The organism is Sphaerotilus microaerophilus (assembly GCF_023734135.1).
Classification (GTDB): Bacteria; Pseudomonadota; Gammaproteobacteria; order Burkholderiales; family Burkholderiaceae_C; genus Sphaerotilus; species Sphaerotilus microaerophilus.
In genome coordinates, this window is sequence record NZ_AP025730.1 from 877,593 (window position 1) to 900,595 (window position 23,003).

Sequence of the window (23,003 nt, forward strand, 5' to 3'; positions counted from 1 at the left end):
GACTGACACGGTTCGCCTGGGGCCGGCCCGGCTCAGGGCGTGCCGAGGAAGCTGCGCAGGTCCTGCGCCCAGCCGTGCAGGCGCTCGTTGGCGTGGCGGCGCTGCTCCGGCGTCGTGCGGTTGTGCAGCTCGGCGGTGAACTGGCACTGGTAGCGGTAGAGCCGGTCGCGCAGCTGGCGCTGGGCCTCGTCGCTGGCCTGGGCGAGGTGCAGCAGGCCGCTGCGGGCCAGTTCCTGGCGCTGCGGCCCGCTCAGGGTGCGCTGGCCCAGCTGCTGCAGCACGGCCAGCGCTTCGCGCTGGTCGGCCAGGCGCTCGGCAAAGGTTCGCTCGGGGTCCAGCGGGGACTGGCGCACCGCCTGGGTGATGAACTGCCGCTGGGCCCGGTCGAGCCGGCCGTAGACCAGTTCGGCGCGGTCGAGCACCCGCTTGACCGCCTCGGCCTCGCGCTCGCTGAGGTCGCCCTGGACGTGCTCGTCGCGCCACTTCTCGTTGACCTTGGCAAAGCGCGCCTCGATCTGCTTCAGGTTCTCCGGCCCGAGGCTGGCGGCGATGTCAGCCACCGCGGGGGCGAACTGGGTCAGGTACAGGTCGCGCTTGCGCTCGTAGACCGTCACCCACTGGCAGACCTGGGCGCCGCTGGCGTCCTTCAGCGCCTCCTGGGCGATCTGGTCGAGCAGCGCGGCGTCTTCGGCCAGCTGCTGGCGACGGTGCCAGGCAAACCACTGGTCGACCGCGGCCCGGGCGCGTGGCTTCTGGGTCTCATCGAAATCGGCATACCGGTCCAACCACCAGTAGGCCAGGGTGGGGCCCTGGCCATAGGCCAGGCGCAGATTGCTGCAGCCCGTGAGCAGCAGCACGGCCAGCAGCAATGCGACCCCGATCACGCTGCGTTGCAGCAGCGTCAGGGGGGTGACACGCCGCGGTTCGATAATTGCGACTTTCACCATCTGCTCGCACTCCAAGGAAGAACGCATGAGCCTCGACGTCGTGATCATGGCCGCCGGCAAAGGGACCCGGATGAAGTCGGCCCGGCCGAAGGTGCTGCACACCTTGGCGGGCCGCCCCTTATTGCAGCATGTTCTGGAGATGAGTGCCGGCCTGGGTGCCGAGCGTCTGATCACGATCACGGGCCACGGTGCCGAACTGGTCGAGACCGAAATGCGCGCCGCCTTGCCCGCCGCGCCGCTGGCCTTCGTGCGCCAGGAGCCGCAGCTGGGCACCGGCCATGCCGTCCAGCAGGCCGTGCCCGAACTGGCCGACGCGGGCACCACGCTGATCCTCAACGGCGACGTGCCGCTGGTGCGCCCGCAGACGGCGCGTGCGCTGATCGAGGCCTGCGGCGGCGAGAAGCTGGTGCTGCTCACCGTCGTGCTGGACGACCCGACCGGCTACGGGCGCATCGTGCGTGGCGGCGTGCAGGGTGACCGCGTGCTGGCCATCGTCGAGCACAAGGACGCCACGCCGGAACAGCGCGCCATCAACGAGGGCTACACCGGCATGATGGCCGCGCCCACCGCGCACCTGCGGCGCTGGTTGGCCAACCTGAAGAACGACAACGCCCAGAAGGAGTACTACCTGACCGACATCGTCGCGATGGCCGAGGCCGAGGGCGTGCCGGTGGTGGCCACCATCGCCTCGGGCGAGACCGAGGTGCTGGGCGTCAACAGCCCCGTGCAACTGGCCGACCTGGAGCGCCGCTACCAGCGCCAGCGCGCCGACGAGCTGATGGAGGCCGGCGTGCGCCTGCGCGACCCGGCCCGCTTCGACCTGCGTGGCGAGCTGGTCTGCGGCCGGGACGTGGAGATCGACGTCAACTGCGTCTTCGAGGGTCGCGTGGAGCTGGGCGACGAGGTGCGCATCGGCGCCAACTGCGTGCTCCGCAACGCGAAGATCGCCGCGGGCGCGGTGATCCACCCCTTCACGCACATGGACGGCGAAGCCGCCGGCATCGAGGTCGGCGAGGGTGCGCTGATCGGCCCGTTTGCTCGCCTGCGTCCCGGCGCGAAGCTGGGCGCCGAGGTGCACATCGGCAACTTCGTCGAGGTCAAGAACTCGACGATGGCCAAGGGTGCCAAGGCCAACCACCTGGCCTACCTGGGCGACGCGGTGGTGGGCGAGCGCGTCAACTACGGCGCCGGCAGCATCACCGCCAACTACGACGGTGCCAACAAGCACCGCACCACCATCGAGGCGGATGTGCACGTGGGCTCCAACTGCGTGCTGGTGGCCCCGGTGACGCTGGGCGCGGGCGCCACCATCGGTGGTGGCTCGACCATCACCAAGGACGTGCCCGCCGGCCAGCTGGCTGTCGCCCGTGGCCGCCAGGCCTGCCTGAACGGCTGGACCCGCCCGGCCAAGGCGCCGAAGAAGCCGGCCGAGTGATGACGGCGACCGAGCGGATTGCGCCTGGGTGGCACGGCGGCTGCGGCCGCAGCGCGCGCCCGGGCCGTGCCGGCAAGGGGCGGTCGTGGCGTTGATCGACCCCGCGCTGCGCCCGCAGGCCGAGGACGTCGTCGCCGAGGTGGAGCGCCACCGCGGCGCGCTGCCCGACGGCCCGGTGGCCGAAGATGCGCCGCTCACGCTGCCGGTGCCGCTCGACCCCACCCACTACGCGGTGCTGGGACTGGACGAACACGCCGATGCGGTCACCATCGCGCAGGTGGTTGACCACCTGACCCTGCCGCCCGCGGCCTCCGCCGCGGTGGCAGCGCCGCCCGATCCGCGCCGGCTGGCCGCAGCGGTGCTGGGTGACCCGCTGCGCCGGGCCGTCTACGACGCCTGGCTGGTGCGCGAGCGCCGCTGGCTCGCCCGGGTGGCGCCCAGCCGGCCGGCGGACCGGCTGCGCCGCCAGCTGCGCCTGGCGCTGCGCTGGCTGCCGCTGCTCATCCCGGTGGCGCTGCTGGCGGTGGGCCTGGCCTGGCTCTGGCTGGAGCGCTGACCGCGGCGAGGGCGCTGGTCCAGTTGCGCCGGCCTAATCGCCCGCCGGACCGGGCGCGGGCAGCGTGATCGCCAACCCCGCCTTGGCGCGGTGCACGCTGAAGAAGCAGCGCACGTTGCGTACGTTGGCGTCGTCGGTGAACAGCCGCCGCGCCAGCGCCTGGTAGGCCGGCATGTCGGCCACCTGGGCGATCAGCACGAAGTCCGGCCCGCCGTTGGTGCGGTAGCACTGCTGCACGCCCGCATCGGCCACCGCGCGCGCCTCAAACGCGGCCAGCCGCTCGGCGGACTGCGTGTCCAGCGTCACCTCCACGATCGCCGTCAACCCGTGGCCGAGCGCCTCGGGCGACAGCACCGCGATCGTGCGCTCGATCACCCCGGCCTCGGCCAGCCGGCGGATGCGCCGCAGCCCGGTGGCGGGCGACACATGGGCCGCCTCCGACAGCGCCTGGTTGGAGCGGGCAGCGTCCTGTTGCAGCTCAGCCAATAGGCGCAGGTCAATGGCGTCCACCGTGATGGAGAGTGTCATGAAAGAAAATTCCGAAATTCGTCACTCAAAGAACAATAACGCCATATCGACGTCTTGGTGGCTGATTATTGCGCCAATCGTGACATTTGGATGATTCATTTCATGCGAGGCTCTCTACCATCGCGCCCAGCCTGATGCGCTGCCTGCGCATCCCCCTCCAACCGCAGTTCAAGGGACTCCCCTCCTATGTGTGGCATCGTCGGCGCCGTCAGTCAGCGCAACATCGTCCCCATCCTCATCCAGGGCCTGCAGCGGCTGGAGTACCGCGGCTATGACTCCTGCGGCGTGGCCGTGCACCAGGGGGGCGAACTGCGCCGCTCGCGCAGCACCTCCCGCGTGGCCGAGCTGGACGCGCTGGTGCAGCAGGACGGCGTTGAAGGTCTCGTCGGCATCGCCCATACCCGCTGGGCCACCCACGGCGCCCCGGCGGTGCACAACGCCCACCCGCACTTCAGCCACGGCACCGGCAACGACGCCAAGTCCGCCAAGGCCGGCCGCATCGCGCTGGTGCACAACGGCATCATCGAGAACCACGACGAGCTGCGCGCCGACCTCAAGGCCCGCGGCTACGAGTTCACCAGCCAGACCGACACCGAGGTCATCGCCCACCTGATCGACTCGATCTACCAGGGTGACCTGTTCGACGCGGTGCAGCGCGCCATCGTCCAGCTCAAGGGCGCCTACGCCATCGCGGTGTTCTGCCGCGAGGAGCCGCAGCGCGTGGTCGGCGCGCGCGAGGGCTCGCCGCTGGTGCTGGGCGTGGGCCAGGGCGAGAACTTCCTCGCCTCCGACGCGATGGCGCTGGCCGGCGTCACCGACCAGATCGTCTACCTGGAAGAGGGCGACGTGGTCGACCTCCAGCAGGGCAAGTACTGGATCACCACGCGCCAGGCGGGCGACCAGTTCGTGCGCGTCGAGCGCCCGGTCAAGACCGTGCACGCGCACAGCGGCGCGGCCGAGCTGGGCCCCTACCGCCACTACATGCAGAAGGAGATCTTCGAGCAGCCGCGCGCCATCGCCGACACGCTCGAAGGCATCGAGGCCATCACGCCCGAGCTGTTCGGCGACAAGGCCGCGGCGATCTTCCCGCAGATCGACCGCGTGCTCATCCTCGCCTGCGGCACCAGCAGCTACTCCGGCCTGACCGGCAAGTACTGGCTGGAGAGCATCGCCAAGATCCCCTGCGCGGTCGAGATCGCCAGCGAGTACCGCTACCGCGAGAGCGTGCCCGACCCGCGCACGCTGGTCATCACCATCAGCCAGAGCGGCGAAACCGCCGACACCCTGGCCGCGCTCAAGCACGCCCGCGCCCAGGGCATGACCCACACGCTGACCATCTGCAACGTGTCTACCAGCGCGATGGTGCGCGAATGCGAGCTGGCCTTCATCACCCATGCGGGCGTCGAGATCGGCGTGGCCTCCACCAAGGCCTTCACCACCCAGCTGGTGGCGCTGTTCCTGCTGACCCTGGTGCTGGCCAAGCAGCGCGGCACCCTGCCGGAAAAGGGCGAAGTCGCCGCCCTGCGCAACCTGCGCCACCTGCCCGCCGCGGTGCAGTCCGTGCTGGCGCTGGAGCCGCAGATCATGGCCTGGGCCGACGGCTTTACCAGCAAGCAGCACGCGCTCTTCCTGGGCCGCGGGCGCCACTACCCGATCGCGCTGGAGGGCGCGCTCAAGCTCAAGGAAATCAGCTACATCCACGCCGAGGCCTACCCGGCTGGCGAGCTCAAGCACGGCCCGCTGGCGCTGGTCGATGCCGAGATGCCGGTGGTCACCATCGCCCCGGCCGACGACCTGCTGGAAAAGCTCAAGAGCAACATGCAGGAAGTGCGCGCCCGCGGCGGCCAGCTCTACGTCTTTGCCGACGCCGACACCAAGATCGAGAGCAGCGAGGGCGTGCACGTCATCCGCATGCCCGAGCACTACGGTGCGCTCAGCCCCATCCTGCACGTGGTGCCGCTGCAGCTGCTGGCGTACCACACCGCCTGCGCGCGGGGTACGGACGTGGACAAGCCGCGCAACCTGGCCAAGAGCGTGACGGTGGAGTGAGCGTGAAGTGACGGGAGCGTGGGGTGATTTGCGCCCTGCGCGCTCCCGCGCTCGCCCCGCTCCACGGGGCGCCCCCTAGAATCCGACTGACTTTCAGTCAGCTCCTTCGAGCGGGTGTCGCCAGATTGCCGTGAACGCGGAACGTCCTCCCTGCCTGCTGGTCGTCGATGACGACCCCGTCACCTGCGCTCGCCTGGAGAGCTACTTCGGGCAGCAGGGCTACACCGTCTTCGCCGCGGCCAGTGGCAGCGAAATGTGGCCCCTCCTGCGTGGCCAGCGCGTGGACGTGGTGTTGCTGGACGTCGGCCTGCCGGGCAAGGACGGGCTGGAGCTGGCGCGCGAGTTGCGTGCGCATGACGAGCACCTGGGCATCATTCTGGTGACCGGGCGCAGCGACGACGTGGACAAGATCGTCGGCCTTGAGTCGGGAGCGGACGACTACGTCACCAAGCCCTTCAACTCGCGAGAACTGCTGGCGCGGGTCAAGATCGTGCTGCGTGGCCTGCGCCATCGTCCGCCGTCGCCCCAGCCCGACGGCTTGCAGATCGGCCCCTGGGCACTCGATGTGGCGCACCGCCGTCTGGTGGGCCCGGGAGACCGGCGGCAGACCCTGACGCGCGGCGAGTTCGAGTTGCTGCAGATGCTGCTGCGCCACCGCGGCACCGTGCTCAGCCGGGAACGCCTGGCGCCGGCGGTGAGCCATCGCAGCTGGGACCCGAACGACCGCAGCATCGACGTGCTGGTCTCGCGACTGCGCGAGAAGGTCGAGGACGATGCCCGCCAGCCCGAGCGCATCCTGACCGTGCGAGGCGAGGGCTACCTGCTCGCGTCCGAATCCCCAGGCGTCTGACCCTTCGGCGGCAGGAGACGGTGCTCCAGTGCCTGCACCGAGCGCTCGCTGCTGTTGCGCAGGGTGTGGACCGCGGCGGCCAGTGCGGCCGGCGGGGTGACGTCCACCACCGGCGCGTCCCGCTCCAGCTGGCGAGCCAGTGCCACGGTGTGCTGGAAGCCGAGGTTGGCCGCGGCACTGGCCAGCTTGTGGGCGCGGCGGGCGATCTCTGCGCGATCGCCGACGGCCAGCGAATCGTCGAAGGCCGCAAAGGCCTCTTCAGCGGTACCGCGGTACAGCGTTGACAGCTTGGCGAGCGTGGCTTCCCCCAGGCTGGCCAGCTCCTCGGCGAGGAAGGCTTCGTCCAGCAGGGTGTCGGCGGGTGCTGGGGCCACCCGTGCATCCGCTGGTGCCAACGGCGCGGCCGATGGCGTGCGCCCGGCGACCATGGCTTCGGCCAGGGCCCGTGCCAGCAGCGCACGGTGGAAGGGCTTGGGCAGGAAGCCCACCAGGCCCGCGGCTGCCATCTCCTCGCGTGCCCCCTCGGGCAGGTGCGCCGACATCGCCACGATCGGCAATGACCGCCACCGCCCGCCGTCGAGCGTGTGGATCGTGCGCGCCACATCGATGCCAGAGGCGCCGGGCAGGCTGATGTCCATCAGCACCAGGTCGATCGGCCGCTCACCTTGCTGGAGATACGCCAGGGCCGCCTCGCCGTCGGCCGCTGCATGGGGGCGATGGCCGAGGAATTCGAGGTGGCGCAGGCAGACCATGCGGTTGACCTCGTCGTCCTCGACGACCAGCACGTCGAGTGGTGTGGGCCGCCGGAGTTCGGGCCCGGCCGAGCCGGGTGTGGTGATCGCTGCACTCACCGCAGTCGCTGGGACCGGATCCCCCGCCTCGGGTGCCGGTTCCGCCGGTTCAAAAGGCAGCTCGAAGTGCACGGTCGTGCCCCGGCCGACCACACTGTCCAGCCCGATCCGGCCCCCCAGCAGCGCCACCAACCTCCGGCACACCGCCAGGCCCAGGCCGGTGCCACCATGGCGCCGGTGAGCCGTGTCCTCGACCTGCACAAAGGGCTGGAACACCGACTCCTGCTGGGCTGCGGGAATGCCGATGCCGGTGTCGCTGACCTCGAAACGCAGGCGCAGCTGCGGCGGCTCGCTGTCCGGGAGCCTGCACACCGCCACCGTGACCTCACCTTCGTCGGTGAACTTCACCGCATTGCCGATGATGTTGAGCAGGATCTGGTTGAGCTTGCGCCGGTCGCCGACGATGCGCTGCGGCAGGTCCTCGGCGATGTCACGCACCAGGGCCAGGTCCTTGGCGCGGGCGGTGACCCACTGCAGCGAGAGCATGTCGTCCACCGCCTCGCGCAGGTCGAAGGGCAGGGGGTCGACGCTCACGCGCCCGCCTTCCAGCCGGGAGAAGCTCAGCATGTCGTCGAGGATCTCCAGCAGCGTCGAGTTGGCGTAGCCGATCATGCGCAGGTACTCCTGCTGGCGGCTGTCCAGTGGGGTGTCGCGCAGCAGCTGCACACTGCCGTCCACGCCGGCCAGCGGGGTGCGCAGCTCGTGGCTGAGGGTGCCGAGGAACTCGTTCTTCGCCCGGTTGGCCTCCTCGGCCTGGTGGCGCGCGACTGCGTGTTCGGCCACCTCACGCTCCAGCAGCAGGTTGCTGCGGCTGAGTTCGGCGGTGCGTGATTGCACCTGCTGCTCCAGGGCCTGCTGGTGGTCGAGCAGGGCCTGCTCCAGGCGCGCGCGCTCACGGGCGTTGCGGCGGAACTGCTCCAGCGCATCGGCCAGCGGTGCCAGAGGGTCACGCGGTCCGTGCGGACGGATCACCGCGTCCAGGTCACCGCGGCCCAGCGCCCGCACCAGCGACTCCATCTCCTGCAGCCGACCGACCAGGTGGGAACGCAGGATCAGCCACAGCGACAGCAGCAGGGCGGCGAACAACAGCCCCGCCACCGCCAGGAAGCCGGCCATGCCGCGGTCCACCGCCAGGCGGGAGGCGCCGGTGGCGTCCTCGATTGAACGGCTGCCCGCACCCAGCAGCAGGGCCCCCAGTTCCCCCAGTCGCTGTGCCAGCACGGCCCCTTCCCCGCGCAGGGCCGCCAGCCGCCGATCCAGTGCCAGGGTGTCGCTGCGCACCGCGAACACGCCAGACGGCGCCACACCTTGCTGCAGTACCTGCCGCCTGGCCAGCGCATCGGCACGTCGCTGGGGGTCGCGCACGTCCTGCAGGCGCCGCTGCAGCACACCGAGCTGCTCGCCATACGACTGCCGCATCGCTTCGATGGAGGCTGCGACCTCCTCTCTTTCCAGTCGTTCCAGCTGGGTCTTGAGGGTGAAGCACAGCAGTTGCAGCTCGGACATGCGCTCCATGCGGTCGAGATCCACCTCGGCGAGCCGGTCGAGCGACTCGAGCACCGGCTCGTGCGCCCCGCCGCGCTGCACCAGGGGGTAGAGGGCCGCGAGGGTGGTCGAGGTGGCGGTGGAGGCATTGGCGGCCAGCGATTCGGCCAGATTGCCCAGTGCGTCCAGGGCCCGGCGCTGTTCGGCCAGCTGCAACTGTTGCTGCCGGCGCAGGCTGAGCAGGGTGTCGATGGCGGTGGCCTGCTGCTCCAGATTGGCGCCGATGGCCTGCAGCGTCCGGCCGGCTTCGGCCGTGAGGGGGGGCTCGAAGCGCTGGCCCTGCAGCCGTTGCATCACCCCGTTCAGCGCGGCCAGTTGGCTGCGGCCCGAGAGGCGCAGTTGCGTCACCTCCTCGGCCGATTCGGCACGGCCGAGCTGTTCGACCAGGGCCACCACCCCTGTGTTCAGCCGCGCCATGGCCTGCACCGCCTCCATCGCCGGCAGGGCTTCATCGAAGATGTCGTGCTGCGCCGCAACCACCCCGCGGAAACTCAGCCAGGCCGTCAGGGCCACCGCCAGCGTCAACAACGCCCCGCCGGTCATGACCAGCGCGAGCTTGCCGCCCAGGCCCAGGCGCTGGTCCAGGCGCTCCAGGACGCTGCCAAGGCCCCGGCGCCAGCCGGTCAGCGAAGGGGCTGGCCGAACGGTCGACGCTGCGTGCGAAGCCGGCTCGACGCCGTTGTCTGGGCGTGGCGGGGAAAGGCCGGTCGGGGTGTCCATCGGAGGAGGAGGCGGGCCAGGTCATTGTGCCCGCCGCAGGCGCCTGGGTCAGGCCGGATCAGGTCGGTTCAGCTCGGATGGGGAGGGGCGGAGCCGACGGTCCGGCGACAATCCGGGCGTGATCTCAAGACGGTTCCTTTCCCGGTCGACGCCCGCGGTGCTGCTGGCGCTGGGGTTCGGCCTGGGGCTTGCCCCGGCAGGTCGGGTCGCTGCAGCGCAGGAGGGCGCGGCGGCCCCATCCGCAGGGGCCGAGTCGCTCCCGGCCCGGGAGGTGATGCGCTGGGAGCCGCCCCTGGCCGCCACCACGGCGCGGCCGGTGAGGTTGCCGCCGACGCGGCCTGCGACGCGCCCCTGGCGGCTGTGTGTGCTCTTCCCCCACATCAAGGACGCCTACTGGCTGGGCGTCAACTACGGCATGGCCGAGCAGGCGCGCAAGCTGGGTTTGGCGCTGCAGTTCTTCGAGGCCGGTGGCTACCCCAACCTGGCCATCCAGCGCGAACAGGCGCGCGCCTGCGGCGCCGACCCTCGCGTCGATGCCTTGATCATCGGCACGGTGTCCTTCGACGGCCTGTCACCGCTGCTGGCGCAGATCGCCCGGCGCATCCCCGTGCTGGCGACGGTGAACGACATTGCCCCGCCTGGCATCACCGCCAAGGTGGGGGTGGATTGGGTGGAGATGGGCCGTGCGGCCGGCCGGCGGCTGGTCGAAGAGGTGGGGCCGGGCATGTCGCTGGTGCCGATTGCCTGGTTCCCGGGGCCGCGCGGTGCGGGCTGGGTTCCCTTTGTGGACCGGGGCTTTCGTGAGGCGATTGCCGGCAGCCGCATCCAGATCCGCCACACCGCCTGGGGGGACACCGGCAAGGCGGTGCAGCGCAACCTGGTGCAGCGCAGCCTCGATGAACATCCGCAGCTGCGCTACCTCGTCGGCAACGCGCCGATGGCCGAGGCCGCGGTGAGTGTGCTGCGCGAGCGCGGCCTGCAGGAGCAGGTGGGCATCGTCTCGACCTACTTCACGCCCGATGTCTACCGCGGCATCCTGCGCGGGCGGGTGCTGGCCGCGCCCACCGACGCCCCGGTGCTGCAGGGCCGCCTGTCGATCGACCAGGCGGTGGACCTGCTGGAGCGGCGGCCCGTGGCGCGGCACGTCGGGCCGGTGATCCGCATCGTCGACCGGGACCGGCTGACCGACGCGGACATCGACGACTCGCTGCCCCCGAGCAACTTCGCACCGCTGTTCCGCGTCGAGCCGGCGCGTTGAGAGTGGGCCCGCCCGGGCGGTCGCTGGAGCGACGGGTCACTGAGCCGCGGCGGCGTCCTTCGCGTTCTTCAGCAGGAAGTCGAGCACCGTCTTGCGCTGGGCCTCGTCCAGGCCGGCACGCTGGAACATCGTCGGGGTGATGCCCTGCCACTGGTTCTTCGAGAAGTCGCCCGGCTCGCGTGGCACGTGGCACAGCGTGCAGCGCTCGTAGAACAGCTTTTCGCCCGGGCCCATGGTGGCCAGCGTGGCGCCCTTGATCTTCTGGGCGCGTTCGGTCAGCTTCATCGCGCCGATGTCCAGTCCCAGCTTGCCGGCACGGTTGACCACCGCGGGTGGTTCGTAGGCGCGGTTCTCGCCTTCGGCGTCCAGGCATTTCTTCAGGCTGGCGATGCAGGTGTTGGCCGTGGTGGCCTGGCTCAGCCCGCTGGAGGCCCGGCTGCTGGTGATGATGTTGATCGCACCGCTGTTGCACCGGCCCTTCGAGTCCAGCGAGATCCAGTTGCCTTCCTCCAGGCTGACCACGCCCTTCATGATCTGGCCGGTCACCACCGCACCGGCGATCAGTCGCCCGCGTTCGTTGTAGAGCTCGACCAGGTCACCGCTGACGATGCCCTTGGCCTGCGCATCCTCCACGCTGATGCGGATGTGCTGGCGGCCCTTGACGTTCTGCTCGAAGCGCACGTCGGCCTGTGCCATCTGCGAGTGCACACGGTTGTAGGGGTGCGGGCTGACCACATGAACCTGGCCGGGCTGGGCGTTGCCCAGGAACTCGGCGGGCTCCAGGTACTTCGGGATCGGCGGGCAGTCGGGGATGTTGAAGCTGGCGATCTGGCTGCAGTACAGCTCGATCTTGCCGGACTGGGTGTGCAGCTTGTGCTTCACCGGGTCGGTGTAGAAGTCCCCGTGGCGCACCCAGCGGCGCATCTCGGTGGGGATGGGCATGGTCACCAGGCCCTTGGACCAGAACTCCGCGAAGGGCACCTTGTGGCCGGTGGCCTTGTACGAGTTCTCCAGGATCTGCATCACCGTCTGCCCTTCGGTGAAGCCGTACTCGACCCCCATCAGGGCGGCCAGGCGCCGGAAGATCTCGAAGTCGTCCAGGCTCTCGCCGTAGGGCGCGATCACCTGGCGCATCGCGTAGATCTTGTCGTTGCTGTAGGTGCCGCCGTAGCTGATGTCGTTGCGCTCCAGCGCGGATGTGGCCGGCAGCACGATGTCGGCAAAGCGCGAGGAGGCACACCACCACGGGTCCTGGCAGATCACGGTGTCGACCTGCTGGTTCATGGCGCGCAGCAGCTCGTTGGTGTCCTGCTGGTGCGACATGAAGTTGTTGCCGGCGTTGTAGATCAGCTTGGCATTCGGGTAGGTGTGCGTCGCGCCGTCACGCACGTAGGTCTTGCCGGGGTTGAGCAGCATTTCGCTGATGCGCGAGGCCGGGCAGCGCGCCTTCACCGGATTGCGCCCCTGCGACAGGCCCACCGGCACGATGGCGTTGGACTGCGGCATGCCGCCGTTGCCATAGTGCCAGGAGAAACCCACCCCTTCGCCCGGCTTGCCGATCTTGCCCAGCATCGCGGCGAAGTTGATGATGGCCCAGTGCGTCATCTCGCCGTGATGGGCGCGCTGCAGTGACCAGGCGCCGGCGAACTGGGTGCGCTTGCTGGCAAACAGGTTGGCCATCTCGACGATCTTGCCGGCCGGGATGCCGGTGATCTTCGCGGCCCATTCCGGGGTCTTCGGCGGGGAGCCGTCGGCGTCCTGGCCCAGCAGGTAGGGCAGGAACTTGTCGAAGCCCACCGTGTACTTGTCCAGGTAGGCCCGGTCGTGCTTGCCGGTGCTGTAGACGTGGTACGCCATGGCCAGGAACAGCGCCGTGTCGGTGTTGGGCACGATCTTCACCCACTCCGAACCCAGCGCCTCGTCGGTCGGCGTGTACTGCGGGTTGATCGAGATGAACTGGACGCCGCGTTCCTTGATCTGCTTCCAGCGCGGGACCATCTGGTGGTCGGCCACCGTGTACTCGATGCGGTTGTTCTTGAAGGGGTCGCAGCCCACCCAGACCATCACCTGGGTGTGTTCGGCCATGACCTCCCAGGAGGTCTGAGGCGAATACACCTCCATGTCGCCGATGATGTGCGGCAGGCTCACCTGCGAGGCGCCACCCGAGTAGTCACCGGTGGTCACCGAGTGACCACCGATCAGCCCGAACAGGCGGCCCTGCAGCACCTGCGGACGCAGCAGGCCGGCGTGCGACCAGCCGCCGTAGCTGCTGCTGAACAGGGCCTCGTTGCCGTACTTCTCCGCGGTGCGCAGGATGGCGTCGGCGGTCAGGGCCAGGGCCTCATCCCAGCTCACTCTCACGAAGGGTTCCTTGCCGCGCAGATCGCGCCGCGTGTCGCCCTTCGGGTTGGCCAGGTAGGAGCGGCGCACCATCGGGTACTTCACCCGCGTCTTGCTGTAGACGCGGCTCATCAGGCCCTGTGTCAGCATCGTGGTGGGCATCGCGTCGATGTCCTGCAGCGGCTGCACGCCCACCAGCACGCCCTTCTTCACCACCGCCTTGAACGGCCCCCAGTGGCTGGCGCTGGGGATCAGGGTGGTGTCGGCGCCGAAGGCCTCGTTGGCGCCGAACCAGGCCACGCCGTTGGCAGCCACCGCAGTGGCCACGGAGGTCTTCAGGAGGTTTCTTCTCGTCATGCTCATGGTGGGTACTCCTTGGAAAGTGCCATCGAGGGATCGAATCGGCTCCAGGGCATCCTAGGAAGCGAGCTGCAACGGCATGAGCGGTCTTGTGCCGGTCTGGTCGAGTTTGTTAACCCTGTGAACGGCGCTGCCCGATCGGCCTGTGCCGCGGCATGATGGCGCCCATTCTTCAGGCGCAGCGCGAGACGGACGCAATGAAAGTATTCGGCATGGCCGGCTGGTCCGGCTCGGGCAAGACCACGCTGGTCGAGCGGCTCATCCCGGTGTTCACCGGTCGGGGCCTGAGAAGCCGTGAACGAACCACAGAGAGGCAAGCCCGACGCAGGCAAGACGTGGCCTTCGCGAGATGGGCGGTGCGGCGCGGACGGCGGTGGGCAGCGCGCGCTGGGCGTGTGGGTGCGCGCGGCAGCCAGGGCTGGCGCGCCGCGCAGGTGCTGCTGGGCGGCCAGATCAGGCCATGAAGGCGAAATTCAGGCTTCGCATGCGCATCAGGTTGTGCGCCAGGGCGTGCCAGAGCAGCACCGCACGCGCCTTGACCAGGCCGCACACGTTCAGGCGCGTGAAGCCGCGCCGTCGCAGCTGCGCGTTGGCGCACTCCACGCTGGCACCGCGCCAGACGTACAGGTCCTTGCCCCAGTGGCTGGCCATGAGGCTGCGCCACTGGGCTTGCGCCGGGGAATCCGAGGGCTTGGGCGCCAGTGCATTGATATCGGGGTTGCGGCTGCGCGCAGCGGGCAGCACGGGCTGCGTGCCGCGCTCGGTGAGCGCATCAATGGCGGCCAGCTTGGTGTAGCCGCCATCGGCCAGCCAATGGTCGGGCGTGAGGCCGTAGCGCTGCTGCACGGCCTGATGCAGGGGGTCCATCTGCCCCATGTCCGAGCCGCTGTTGACCAAGTCCACGGCGGCAATGAGCTGCGTTGCCGCATCGACAGCCAGTTGGGCGTTGAAGGCCGGGCGGAAGCCCCCGTCGGCCATCTTCATGACGCGCGCATCGGCGTCGGTGCTGCTCACGCGCGGCTCGGGCGGCACCTTGGGTTCGGGGGCGGGCGGCGCGGGAGGATCGCCGTCGTGGTCGCGCCCGCGTCGTTTGGAGGGCTTGGCCTTCTTGGGCTCGGCCGCCGGCTTGATCCGCTCCATCGTCGCCAGCGCGGCAGCCAGGCGCTGCTCGCGCTCACGTGCCGCGCGTTCCTGGGCGGCCTGCTTGCGCCGCGAACTGGCCCCGGCGTCCTCGGCCAGTTCGCGCTTGAGGGCCTGGACCTGCGCCTGGGCCTGGGCATGCAGTTGCGCGAGCTTGTCGCGCCGACGAAAGCTCGACGCCTTGGCCGAGGCACGCACGCGCAGTCCGTCCTGCGCCACCACGTTGAGCGTGACCAGCCGGCGATCGAGCAGTGCGGCAATCGAGCGCGTGAGCTGCGCATCCAGCCACGCCTCGTGCTGGGTCCGAAAGTCCGCCAGCGAGTGGTAGTTCACCCCCACGCCGCCGCAGATCCAGCGGTAGGCATCGTCGCGCTCGCACAGCCGGTCGACTTCGCGCGCCGAGCCCACCCCGTCGATGGTGGCCCATAGCCACAGTGCCACCAGGATCGCCGGATCGATGGCCGGCGCGCCCCCGCGCCCGTCCACCGACTTGATGCGCGCATACAGCGGCGCCAGGTCCAGCGACTGCACGAAGGCCCACACGGTGCGCGCCGCATGGTCATCTGCCAGTACCGAATCCAGATCGCACGCTCGCAATTCGACCTGATCGCGCTGTGCCGACATCACCCGCGCGGCGCGCGGTGCCTCTTGCCTGGGCTGCTGCGCAGCCACCTCGAGCAGCTCCCCTTCGCCGAACAGCCCCGTTTGGGCCTGTTGTTCTTCTTCCGGTCTTGTCGTCGCTGCGCTCATGCCCCGCTTAACGATTCAGACCCAACGTTCGTTCACACCTTCTGAGCGTGTCGGTGATCAAGCATGCCCACCACGGCTTCGACCTCGACCGGCCCGGCAAGGACTCCTGGCGGCACCGCGAGGCCGGCGCCACGCAGGTGCTGATGCTGTCCAACGACCGCTGGATCCTGATGCACGAGCTGCGCGGCGCGCCCGAGCCGACGCTGGAAGAGCAGCTGCGCCTGCTGGCGCCCTGCGACCTCGTGCTGATCGAGGGCTACAAGGCCGCCGCGGTGCCCAAGATCGAGATCCACCGCCCGTCCTTCGGTCGCCCTGCGCTGTGGCCGGAGAATCCGCATGTGGTCGCGGTGGCCACCGACGGCCCCATCGACTGCCCGCTGCCGGTCCTGCCGCTGAATGACCCGCAGGCGGTGGCGTCCTTTATCCTGGCCCATCCGATCTGAGCAATCTGAGGCGGCGGCACACTGCGCACCTCGCACTTTCCAGGAGTCATTCCGATGTCCATCCACCTCGTGCTCACCGTCATCGCCGCGGATCGCCCCGGTCTGGTCAGCCTGCTGTCGGACACCATCACCGCTGGCGGCGGCAACTGGCTCGACGCGCGCATGGCCAGCCTGGCCGGCCAGTTCGCCGGCATCCTGCTGGTGAGCGTGAGCGAGGAGCGGGCCGATGCGCTCGTCGAGTCCCTGCAGGCGTTGCAGGGACTGCGCCTAGTGGTCGAGAAGAGCGCTGCGGATGCCGCCGCTGCGACCGCCGGCACCACGCTGCGGCTGGAACTGCTGGGCCAGGATCGCCCCGGCATCGTGCGCGACATCTCGCGCGTGCTGGCCGAGCAGCAGGTCAGCATCACCGACTTCGAGACCGAGCGCACGAGCGGCTCGTTCTCGGGCGAGGCGATGTTCAAGGCCCGTGCGCTGCTGCAGCTGCCGCCCGGGCTCGATGACCACACGCTGCGCCAGGCCCTCGAGGCGCTGGCCAACGAGTGGATGGTGGATCTGAGCGCTGCGCCAACCGGTTCGGGCGCTGCCTGAAGGGCAGCACGGCGCCCGTGTGCGTGCACCGACGTGGTGCGGAAGCGAACAGGCACGCGGCCGCGCCAGGGGCTTGACGTTGGTCTGGGGCGGATCGGGCACGGCGGGCATGTCTGCCGCCTCGTCCGGGTTGACGGCCACGACCGGGGGGCATGACTTTGTGCGCCAAAGGCGACACAGAGTGTTACGGATGCCCAGGGCGCGGTGTCGGGCCTCTCAGGCGCCCAGCAGCCGGCGCAGCCAGCCGAACAGACCGCCGCGTGGCGCCGGGGCAGCGGGCGCTGTGGTGGTCGGGGTGACATGGGTCGCCGCCGAGCGGGGTGGCGCGGTCCGCTGGGCAGCCGGCGCTGCGGCCACGGCCGCCGCCCGCGCTGGCGCCGAGGCCGGCGCCTGGCTGTTCCGGGTGGCTGTGTCCACCGCTCGGCCGCCCTGCAGCAGGGCCGCCTGCAGCTGATCGTAGTGGCGCCGCAGCACCGCATCGGTGGGCGGCAGGCCGAGTCGGCGGTTGCGCTCCGTGAGGGCGTGGCGGTGCAGCACGGAGTCGGTCGGCAGGTCGTCGGTGAGAACCATGGTGTCGTCTCCAGGGGGATCCGCTTGTGTGCGGATTCGTTGGGATGCCCACGGTCCCACCCGGTCGGGCCGATGCCGTGGGTGCCAGCGTGCTGCAAGTTGCGGGCCGCCCGGCGGGGGGGGAGCCCTGGTGGTGGGATCCGCAGTAACCGTGTCCCTGCGCGGCGCGGGGATCGTCGGCACACTGCCAGCACCCGCTTCCTTCTCCTTCTGGCTGCCCCATGCCCCGCTTCGGCTTCGACCATTCCTACGCCCGCGACCTGCCGGGCGCCTCTGTGTCCTGCCAGCCCGCCACGGTGCCGACACCGCGGCTGCTCTACGTCAACGAGCCGCTGGCACAGGAGCTGGGTCTGGACCCTGCCGCCTGGCGCGGCGCGGTGGGGGATGCGCTGTTTGCCGGCAATGCGCTGCCCGAGGACGCCCAGCCGATCGCGCAGGCCTATGCCGGGCACCAGTTCGGCGGCTTCTCGCCGCAGCTGGGCGACGGGCGGGCGCTGCTGTTGGGCGAGCTGATCGACCGCCGCGGCCAGCGGCGCGACGTGGCCTTCAAGGGCTCCGGGCGCACGCCCTTCTCGCGGGGCGGCGACGGCAAGGCGGCGATCGGCCCGATGCTGCGCGAGGTGCTGATCGGCGAGGCGCTGCACGCCCTGGGCATCCCGACCACGCGGGCGCTGGCGGTGGCCGCGACCGGCGAGGAGGTCTGGCGGGATCGGCCGCTGCCCGGCGCGGTGCTGACCCGCGTGGCGGCCAGCCACCTGCGCGTGGGCACCTTCCAGTTCTTCGCCGCGCGCGGTGCGGTGGAGCCGCTGCGCCGGCTGGCGGACTACGCCATCGCCCGCCACGACCCGGCACTGGCCGATCTGGGCGGGATGGACGAGGGCCCGGCCCGCTACCTGGGGCTGCTGCGCGCGGTGGCGCAGCGCCAGGCGGCGCTGGTGGCGCAGTGGCTGAACGTGGGGTTCATCCACGGTGTGATGAACACCGACAACATGGCGATCTCGGGTGAGTCGATCGACTTCGGCCCCTGCGCCTTCATGGAGGCCTTCGACCCGGCGGCGGTGTTCAGCAGCATCGACCATGGTGGGCGCTACGCCTACGGCAACCAGCCGCACATCGCGCGCTGGAACCTGGCGCGCCTGGCCGAGGCGCTGCTGCCGCTGCTGGTGGATGCCCCCAGGGACCTTGATGACGAGGCGGCCCTGCAGCGCGCCGCGGCGCAGGCGATGGCGGTGATCGACGCCTTTCCAGGCTGGCACGCCCAGGCGCTGCGGCAGGGCCAGCGCGCCAAGCTGGGGCTGCAGGTGGCCACCGCCGCTGATGACGTGGTGGGCGACGAGGCGGACGATGCCCTGGCGCGCGACTGGCTGGCGCTGCTGCAGGCGCAGGGGGCGGACTTCACGCTCGCCTGGCGGCACCTGGCCGATGCCGCCGAGGGCCGCGATGCACCTCTGGCCGCGCTGCTGGCCGAGCCGGCCGCGCTGCAGCCCTGGCTGGCGCGCTGGCGCACACGCTGCGCGCAGGACGACCTGGCAGCGGGCCTGACGGATCCCGCGGCGGCGGCCACCGCCCGGGCGGCCCGGCTGCGCGCCGTGAACCCCTGGGTGATCGCGCGCAACCAGCGCGTCGAGGAGGCGCTGGAGGCGGCGACCGACCACGGCGACCTCGGCCCCTTCGAGCGGCTGCTGGCCGCACTGCGCCAGCCCTTCGACGAGCGGCCGGCGTACGCGCGCTACGCCGAGCCGGCCCCACCGGCCGTGACGGCGCGGTACCAGACCTTCTGCGGTACCTGAGCCACAGGTGCCCGTGTGAGGGCGTTGAGGCGGGCGTGGATGCGTGCTTCAACGCGCCCGGCGATGACGTAACCTTGTGAAATCTGCACGCCGGCCCCATCTGGCCGGTACCGTCAGACCGACGTCCGTTCCACAGCGCCAGGAGGCACACCGCCATGAACCCGCTCGTCACCACCGATGCGCCCGAGGGCACGCTGCGCACGATGCACATCATCTACGCACTGCACGCGCTGGGCTTGGTCATCGGCGCCTTTGGCGCGGCCAGCGTGGTGGGCTCCTTCCTGTTCGGCTGGCCGTCGATCATCGCGGTGATCCTCAGCTACCTGAAGCGCGGCGATGCCCGCGGCACCTGGCTGGAGTCGCACTACGCCTGGGCGATCCGCACCTTTTGGCTGGCGCTGGCCTGGGCCCTGGCGGTGACGCTGGTGTCGATCCCGCTGGCGATCATCGTGGTCGGCATCGCCACCTGGGTGCTCGGCCTGTTCCTGCTGGGCCTGTGGGCCATCTACCGCGTCGCGCGCGGCTGGCTGCGCCTGAAGGACGGCCAGCCGATGCTGGCCGGCTGACGCGCGGGGCGCACGGCCCATTGCCCATCGTTCATCGTCCACCCCGGCGCCGGGTCTTCGCGCCTGTGAAATCATTCGGCCCCATTTCCAGAGACAAGGATGGTCCCGATGACGCTGAAGCTGTTCCTCAAACCCGGCGCCTGCTCGCTGAGCCCCCACATCGCGCTGGAGGAAGCCGGCCTGCCCTACGAGACCGAGTCGGTCGACCTGGCCAAGAAGGTCACCGCCACCGGCGGCAACTACTTCGACATCAACCCCAAGGGCTACGTGCCGGCGCTGCGGCTCGACTCCGGCGAGCTGCTGACCGAAGGCCCGGCCATCGTCCAGTACATCGCCGACCAGGCGCCGGCCAGCCAGCTGGCACCGGCCAACGGCACGATCGAGCGCTACCGCCTGCAGGGCTGGCTGAACTACATCGGCACCGAGCTGCACAAGTCCTGCAGCGCCTTCTTCAACCCGATGAGCCGGGACGACTGGAAGGCCGCCGCCCGCGCCAACCTGGAGCGCCGGCTGCGCCACGTCGACGACCACCTCGGCGCCGGCAACGCCTACCTGCTTGGCGAGGGCTTCAGCGTGGCCGATGGCTACCTCTTCACCGTGCTGCGCTGGATGGCGCCGATCGGGTTCGACCTCGCGCCGTACCCGCAGATCCAGGCCTTCCAGGCCCGCGTGGGTGCGCGTCCTGCCGTGCAGGCGGCGCTGAAGGCCGAAGGCCTGGCGTGAGGTTGCGGGCGGTTGCGGCCGCTGTAGCCGCCCTGGCCGTGCTGGCGGGTTGCAGCACGCCGCCGATGCTGCCGCCCCCGCCGGGGCCGCAGCCCGTGCCGGCGCCAGCCCCCGCACCGCTGCCTCCGCCGCCGGTCCCGGGCCCGCTGCCAGCGCCCGCTCCGGTGCCCGTGCCGGCACCACCGCCCCTGCCTCCGCTCCCGCCCGCGCCGCCCCCTCCCGCACCGCCGGCCCAGGTCAGCCCGTTCGACGTGCTCGAGGTGGCGCTGCGCGTGCTGCCGCCCAACCTGGCCCAGCGCCGCGGCTGGGCTGAGGACATCGCCACCAGCTTCGCGGCGCTGTCGATTCCCGCCCAGCCACACAAGGTCTGCGCGCTGGCGGCCATCATCGAGCAGGAGTCCACCTGGCAGGCCGACCCGCCGGTGGCCGGGTTGTCGAAGATCGCCAAGGCCGAACTCGACAAGAAGCGCGAGCGCTACGGCATCCCGAAGGTGATGTTCGACCTGGCGATGGCCAAGACCTCGCCGGACGGGCGCAGCTACCAGCGCCGGCTGGACACGCTGCGCACCGAGCGCGAGCTGTCGGACCTGTTCGAGGACATGATCCGCGAGATCCCCTTCGGCACGAAGATGTTCGAGGGCCAGAACCCGGTGCGCACCGGTGGTGCCACGCAGGTCAGCATCGCCTTCGCGGCCCAGCTGATGCGCGAGCGCCCCTACCCCTGGCGGCCGGCTGGGACGCCGCGCGAGGAGGTGTTCAAGCGCCGCGGCGGCCTGTACTTCGGCGCGGCGATGCTGCTGGAGCACCCGGTGTCCTACAACCGCATGCTCTACCGCTTTGCCGACTACAACGCCGGGCCCTATTCGAGCCGCAACGCGGCGGTGCAGGCGCTGCTGGCGCAGCTCACCGGCCAGAAGCTCACGCCGGACGGCGACCTGCTGCGCTACCAGGGCGGCGAGCCCCTGTCGCCACGCACGGCGCCCAGCCAGGCCTGGCGCGCGCTGCTGGCGCTGCAGCCGGAACTGGGCGTGGGGGCGGCGCAGATCGAGCGCGACCTGAAGCTGGAGAAGCGCTTCGACTTCGAGCAGTCCGCCACCTACCGGCGGCTGTACCAACTGGCCGAGCGCCGTGGCCTGCGCCCGGCGCGCGAGCAGCTGCCCGACATCGACCTGGCGAGCCCGAAGATCCAGCGCAAGCTCACCACGGCCTGGTTCGCTGACCGCTGCGAGGCGCGCTACCGGGCCTGCCTGGCACGCGATCCCTACGCCGCGGCCGCGGCCAGCGCCGCTCAGGGCGCGTCCGTGCCTCCTGCGCCCGCCAGCGAAGCCAGGCCCTGAGACTGCGCCTTCGCACCGCAGCCGGCCATGGCCGCCTGCAGCATGTCGATGAAGACGCGCGTCTTGGCCGGCATGAGCTTGCGCCCCGGGAAGACCGCCCAGGCCGCGTGGCTGGGCAGGCACCAGTGCGGCAGCACACGCCTGAGCAGGCCGCGCTTCAGGTCGGGCGTGGCGAAGTAGTCCGGCACCGCCGCGATGCCCGCGCCGGCACGGGCCAGGCGCAGCAGCAGTTCGGGCGAGTTCGCGCTCAGGGCGCCGGGGGGCAGGCCCTCCCAGCGCTGTTCGCCGCGCAGCAGCGTCCAGGGGGCGGGTTCGCCGTTGCCGCGCAGCAGGCGCACCGCGCGGTGGCGGGCCAGGTCGTCGGGGGTCTGCGGCTCGCCCTGATCGGCCAGGTAGTCCGGCGTGGCGTACAGGCCGACCGGGAAGACGGTGAGCCGGCGCGCGGCCAGCAGCGCATCGTCGGGCAGGTCGCCCATGCGCACGGCAACGTCGAAGCCCTCGCCGAGGAGGTCCACCCGCCGCGGCGAGAGGTCGAGTTCCAGCGAGATCGCCGGGTGCAGCGCGGCGAAGGCGGCCAGCATGTCGGCCAGCAGCAGGTTGGCGAAGTCGCTGGGCATCGACACGCGCAGCCGCCCGCTGGGGGCGGCCTGGCGGTGCTCGCTCAGTGCGGTGACGGCCTCCACCTCGGCGGCCACCTGGCGGGCGTGCTCCAGCAATTGCAGGCCGAACTCGGTGAGCGTCTGCCGCCGCGTGGTGCGCAGCAGCACCCGCTCGCCCAGGCGCTGCTCCAGCTCGGCCAGGCGGCGCGACACGGTCGATTTCGGCAGGCCGAGCTGCTCGGCCGTGCGGCTGAAGCTGCCCAGCTCGGCCACGCGGGCAAAGATGAGCAGGTCGTTGGGGTCGATGCTGCTGCTGGATTGTTCCATCGGTGGTTCAATGATATCCAATGGACGGGATTCCCTGCTGGATTGGTGACGCCTACAGTTCAGCCATCGCATCCATTCCGCCAAGGAACCCGCCATGAAGATCCTGCAGATCAACGCCAGTGCCCGCCGTGAAGGCGCCAATTCCACCCGCGTGGCCAACCGCGTGGTCGAGCGCCTGCTGGCAGCCAACCCGGGTGCCACCGTCACCCTGCGTGACCTGGCGGCCGAGCCGCTGCCGGTGCTCGACGAGGTGGCGCTGGGCGCGCTCTTCACCCCGGCCGACCAGCGCAGTGCCGAGCAGGCGGCGCTGGCCGCGCGCTTCGATGCGGCGATCGACGAGTTGAAATCCCACGACGTGATCGTGCTGGGTGTGGCGATGTACAACTTCGGGGTCACTGTGCAGCTCAAGGGCTGGATCGACGCCATCGCCCGTGCCGGCGTGACCTTCAAGTACACCGAGACCGGCCCGGTCGGCCTGGTCACCGGCAAGACCGTCTACGCCGCCTGCGCGCGCGGCGGCCTGTACCGCGGCACGCCGAACGACAGCCAGACGCCGTACCTGAAGTCGGTGCTGGGCTTCATGGGCCTGACCGACGTGCGCTTCGTCTACGCCGAAGGCCTGAACATGGGCCCCGACGCCACTGCCCAGGGCTTTGCCCAGGCCGAGGCCGACCTGGAAGCCGCACTGGCCTGAAGAGAATCTGTGATCCACCCGCAGGGCACCGGCCGGT

19 protein-coding genes and 1 pseudogene are annotated in these 23,003 nt (G+C 70.6%); 13 read left to right on the forward strand and 7 right to left on the reverse strand.

Translation table 11 applies throughout. The features are described 5' to 3' along the window. Positions 1 to 32: 32 nt before the first annotated feature. On the reverse strand, positions 33 to 974 hold the full coding sequence (locus NGK70_RS03800; protein WP_251972047.1) for a DUF6279 family lipoprotein: 942 nt from the start codon (positions 972 to 974) through the stop codon (positions 33 to 35). On the opposite strand from NGK70_RS03800, the gene glmU reads away from it, so the two are divergent. Continuing rightward, entirely contained in the window at positions 973 to 2,382 is a 1,410-nt protein-coding gene (glmU, locus tag NGK70_RS03805) for a bifunctional UDP-N-acetylglucosamine diphosphorylase/glucosamine-1-phosphate N-acetyltransferase GlmU (protein WP_251972048.1), read from the forward strand. The two genes, NGK70_RS03800 and glmU, sit on opposite strands and share 2 nt — an antisense overlap. 85 nt (positions 2,383 to 2,467) lie before the next feature. Continuing rightward, positions 2,468 to 2,938, forward strand: a complete 471-nt coding sequence (locus tag NGK70_RS03810; RefSeq protein WP_251972049.1) for a hypothetical protein — start codon at positions 2,468 to 2,470, stop codon at positions 2,936 to 2,938. Positions 2,939 to 2,971: 33 nt separating this feature from the next. Here NGK70_RS03810 and NGK70_RS03815 read toward each other — a convergent pair whose 3' ends face one another. Further along, on the reverse strand, positions 2,972 to 3,466 hold the full coding sequence (locus NGK70_RS03815) for an Lrp/AsnC family transcriptional regulator (protein ID WP_251972050.1): 495 nt from the start codon (positions 3,464 to 3,466) through the stop codon (positions 2,972 to 2,974). A gap of 186 nt (positions 3,467 to 3,652) precedes the next feature. Between NGK70_RS03815 and glmS the strand changes: the two genes are divergently transcribed. Next, positions 3,653 to 5,515 (forward strand): glutamine--fructose-6-phosphate transaminase (isomerizing), encoded by a 1,863-nt coding sequence (gene glmS, locus NGK70_RS03820; protein WP_251972051.1) that lies wholly within the window; start codon positions 3,653 to 3,655, stop codon positions 5,513 to 5,515. Positions 5,516 to 5,645: 130 nt separating this feature from the next. Further along, positions 5,646 to 6,365 (forward strand): response regulator, encoded by a 720-nt coding sequence (locus NGK70_RS03825; protein ID WP_251972052.1) that lies wholly within the window; start codon positions 5,646 to 5,648, stop codon positions 6,363 to 6,365. Here the strand turns inward: NGK70_RS03825 and NGK70_RS03830 are convergent. Further along, the gene (locus NGK70_RS03830; protein WP_251972053.1) at positions 6,332 to 9,481 is read right to left on the reverse strand and encodes an ATP-binding protein; all 3,150 of its coding nucleotides are present in this window, start codon (positions 9,479 to 9,481) and stop codon (positions 6,332 to 6,334) included. The two genes, NGK70_RS03825 and NGK70_RS03830, sit on opposite strands and share 34 nt — an antisense overlap. 118 nt (positions 9,482 to 9,599) lie before the next feature. Here NGK70_RS03830 and torT point away from each other — a divergent pair, with 118 nt between their 5' ends. Then, complete coding sequence (gene torT, locus NGK70_RS03835) at positions 9,600 to 10,739, forward strand: TMAO reductase system periplasmic protein TorT (protein WP_251972054.1); 1,140 nt, start codon at positions 9,600 to 9,602, stop codon at positions 10,737 to 10,739. Positions 10,740 to 10,775: 36 nt separating this feature from the next. Here the strand turns inward: torT and NGK70_RS03840 are convergent, their stop codons facing one another. Continuing rightward, positions 10,776 to 13,442, reverse strand: a complete 2,667-nt coding sequence (locus NGK70_RS03840; RefSeq protein ID WP_251972055.1) for a molybdopterin-dependent oxidoreductase — start codon at positions 13,440 to 13,442, stop codon at positions 10,776 to 10,778. A gap of 152 nt (positions 13,443 to 13,594) precedes the next feature. On the opposite strand from NGK70_RS03840, the gene NGK70_RS26605 reads away from it, so the two are divergent. Then, positions 13,595 to 13,903: a molybdopterin-guanine dinucleotide biosynthesis protein B gene (locus NGK70_RS26605; protein ID WP_428985570.1), complete on the forward strand. Its 309-nt coding sequence runs from the start codon at positions 13,595 to 13,597 to the stop codon at positions 13,901 to 13,903. Here NGK70_RS26605 and NGK70_RS03850 read toward each other — a convergent pair. Next, positions 13,893 to 15,206 carry an IS1182 family transposase gene (locus NGK70_RS03850; protein ID WP_251973671.1) on the reverse strand — a complete coding sequence of 438 codons (1,314 nt, stop codon included), beginning with the start codon at positions 15,204 to 15,206 and terminating at the stop codon, positions 13,893 to 13,895. The two genes, NGK70_RS26605 and NGK70_RS03850, sit on opposite strands and share 11 nt — an antisense overlap. A 161-nt stretch (positions 15,207 to 15,367) precedes the next feature. Here NGK70_RS03850 and mobB point away from each other — a divergent pair. Next, positions 15,368 to 15,772: pseudogene (gene mobB / locus NGK70_RS03855) on the forward strand (molybdopterin-guanine dinucleotide biosynthesis protein B); the annotation flags it as partial. A 54-nt stretch (positions 15,773 to 15,826) separates the two neighbouring features. Beyond that, positions 15,827 to 16,360 (forward strand): glycine cleavage system transcriptional repressor, encoded by a 534-nt coding sequence (locus tag NGK70_RS03860; protein ID WP_251972057.1) that lies wholly within the window; start codon positions 15,827 to 15,829, stop codon positions 16,358 to 16,360. Between the two features lie 216 nt (positions 16,361 to 16,576). Here the strand turns inward: NGK70_RS03860 and NGK70_RS03865 are convergent, their stop codons facing one another. Continuing rightward, positions 16,577 to 16,930 carry a hypothetical protein gene (locus NGK70_RS03865; protein ID WP_251972058.1) on the reverse strand — a complete coding sequence of 118 codons (354 nt, stop codon included), beginning with the start codon at positions 16,928 to 16,930 and terminating at the stop codon, positions 16,577 to 16,579. A gap of 221 nt (positions 16,931 to 17,151) precedes the next feature. Here NGK70_RS03865 and NGK70_RS03870 point away from each other — a divergent pair, with 221 nt between their 5' ends. The 4 genes from NGK70_RS03870 to NGK70_RS03885 all read left to right on the forward strand — a co-directional run bounded on the left by NGK70_RS03870 (position 17,152) and on the right by NGK70_RS03885 (position 21,346). Further along, entirely contained in the window at positions 17,152 to 18,720 is a 1,569-nt protein-coding gene (locus tag NGK70_RS03870) for a protein adenylyltransferase SelO (protein ID WP_251972059.1), read from the forward strand. Between the two features lie 155 nt (positions 18,721 to 18,875). Continuing rightward, positions 18,876 to 19,286 carry a DUF4870 family protein gene (locus NGK70_RS03875; protein ID WP_251972060.1) on the forward strand — a complete coding sequence of 137 codons (411 nt, stop codon included), beginning with the start codon at positions 18,876 to 18,878 and terminating at the stop codon, positions 19,284 to 19,286. Positions 19,287 to 19,400: 114 nt separating this feature from the next. After that, positions 19,401 to 20,009 carry a glutathione transferase GstA gene (gene gstA, locus NGK70_RS03880; protein ID WP_251973672.1) on the forward strand — a complete coding sequence of 203 codons (609 nt, stop codon included), beginning with the start codon at positions 19,401 to 19,403 and terminating at the stop codon, positions 20,007 to 20,009. A 65-nt stretch (positions 20,010 to 20,074) separates the two neighbouring features. Continuing rightward, positions 20,075 to 21,346, forward strand: coding sequence for a DUF1615 domain-containing protein (locus tag NGK70_RS03885; RefSeq protein WP_251972061.1), 1,272 nt, complete (start codon positions 20,075 to 20,077; stop codon positions 21,344 to 21,346). On the opposite strand, the gene NGK70_RS03890 is transcribed toward NGK70_RS03885, so the two are convergent. Then, positions 21,298 to 22,272: a LysR family transcriptional regulator gene (locus NGK70_RS03890; protein WP_251972062.1), complete on the reverse strand. Its 975-nt coding sequence runs from the start codon at positions 22,270 to 22,272 to the stop codon at positions 21,298 to 21,300. The genes NGK70_RS03885 and NGK70_RS03890 overlap by 49 nt on opposite strands. A gap of 94 nt (positions 22,273 to 22,366) precedes the next feature. On the opposite strand from NGK70_RS03890, the gene NGK70_RS03895 reads away from it, so the two are divergent. Then, positions 22,367 to 22,966 (forward strand): FMN-dependent NADH-azoreductase, encoded by a 600-nt coding sequence (locus NGK70_RS03895; protein WP_251972063.1) that lies wholly within the window; start codon positions 22,367 to 22,369, stop codon positions 22,964 to 22,966. Positions 22,967 to 23,003: the final 37 nt, after the last annotated feature.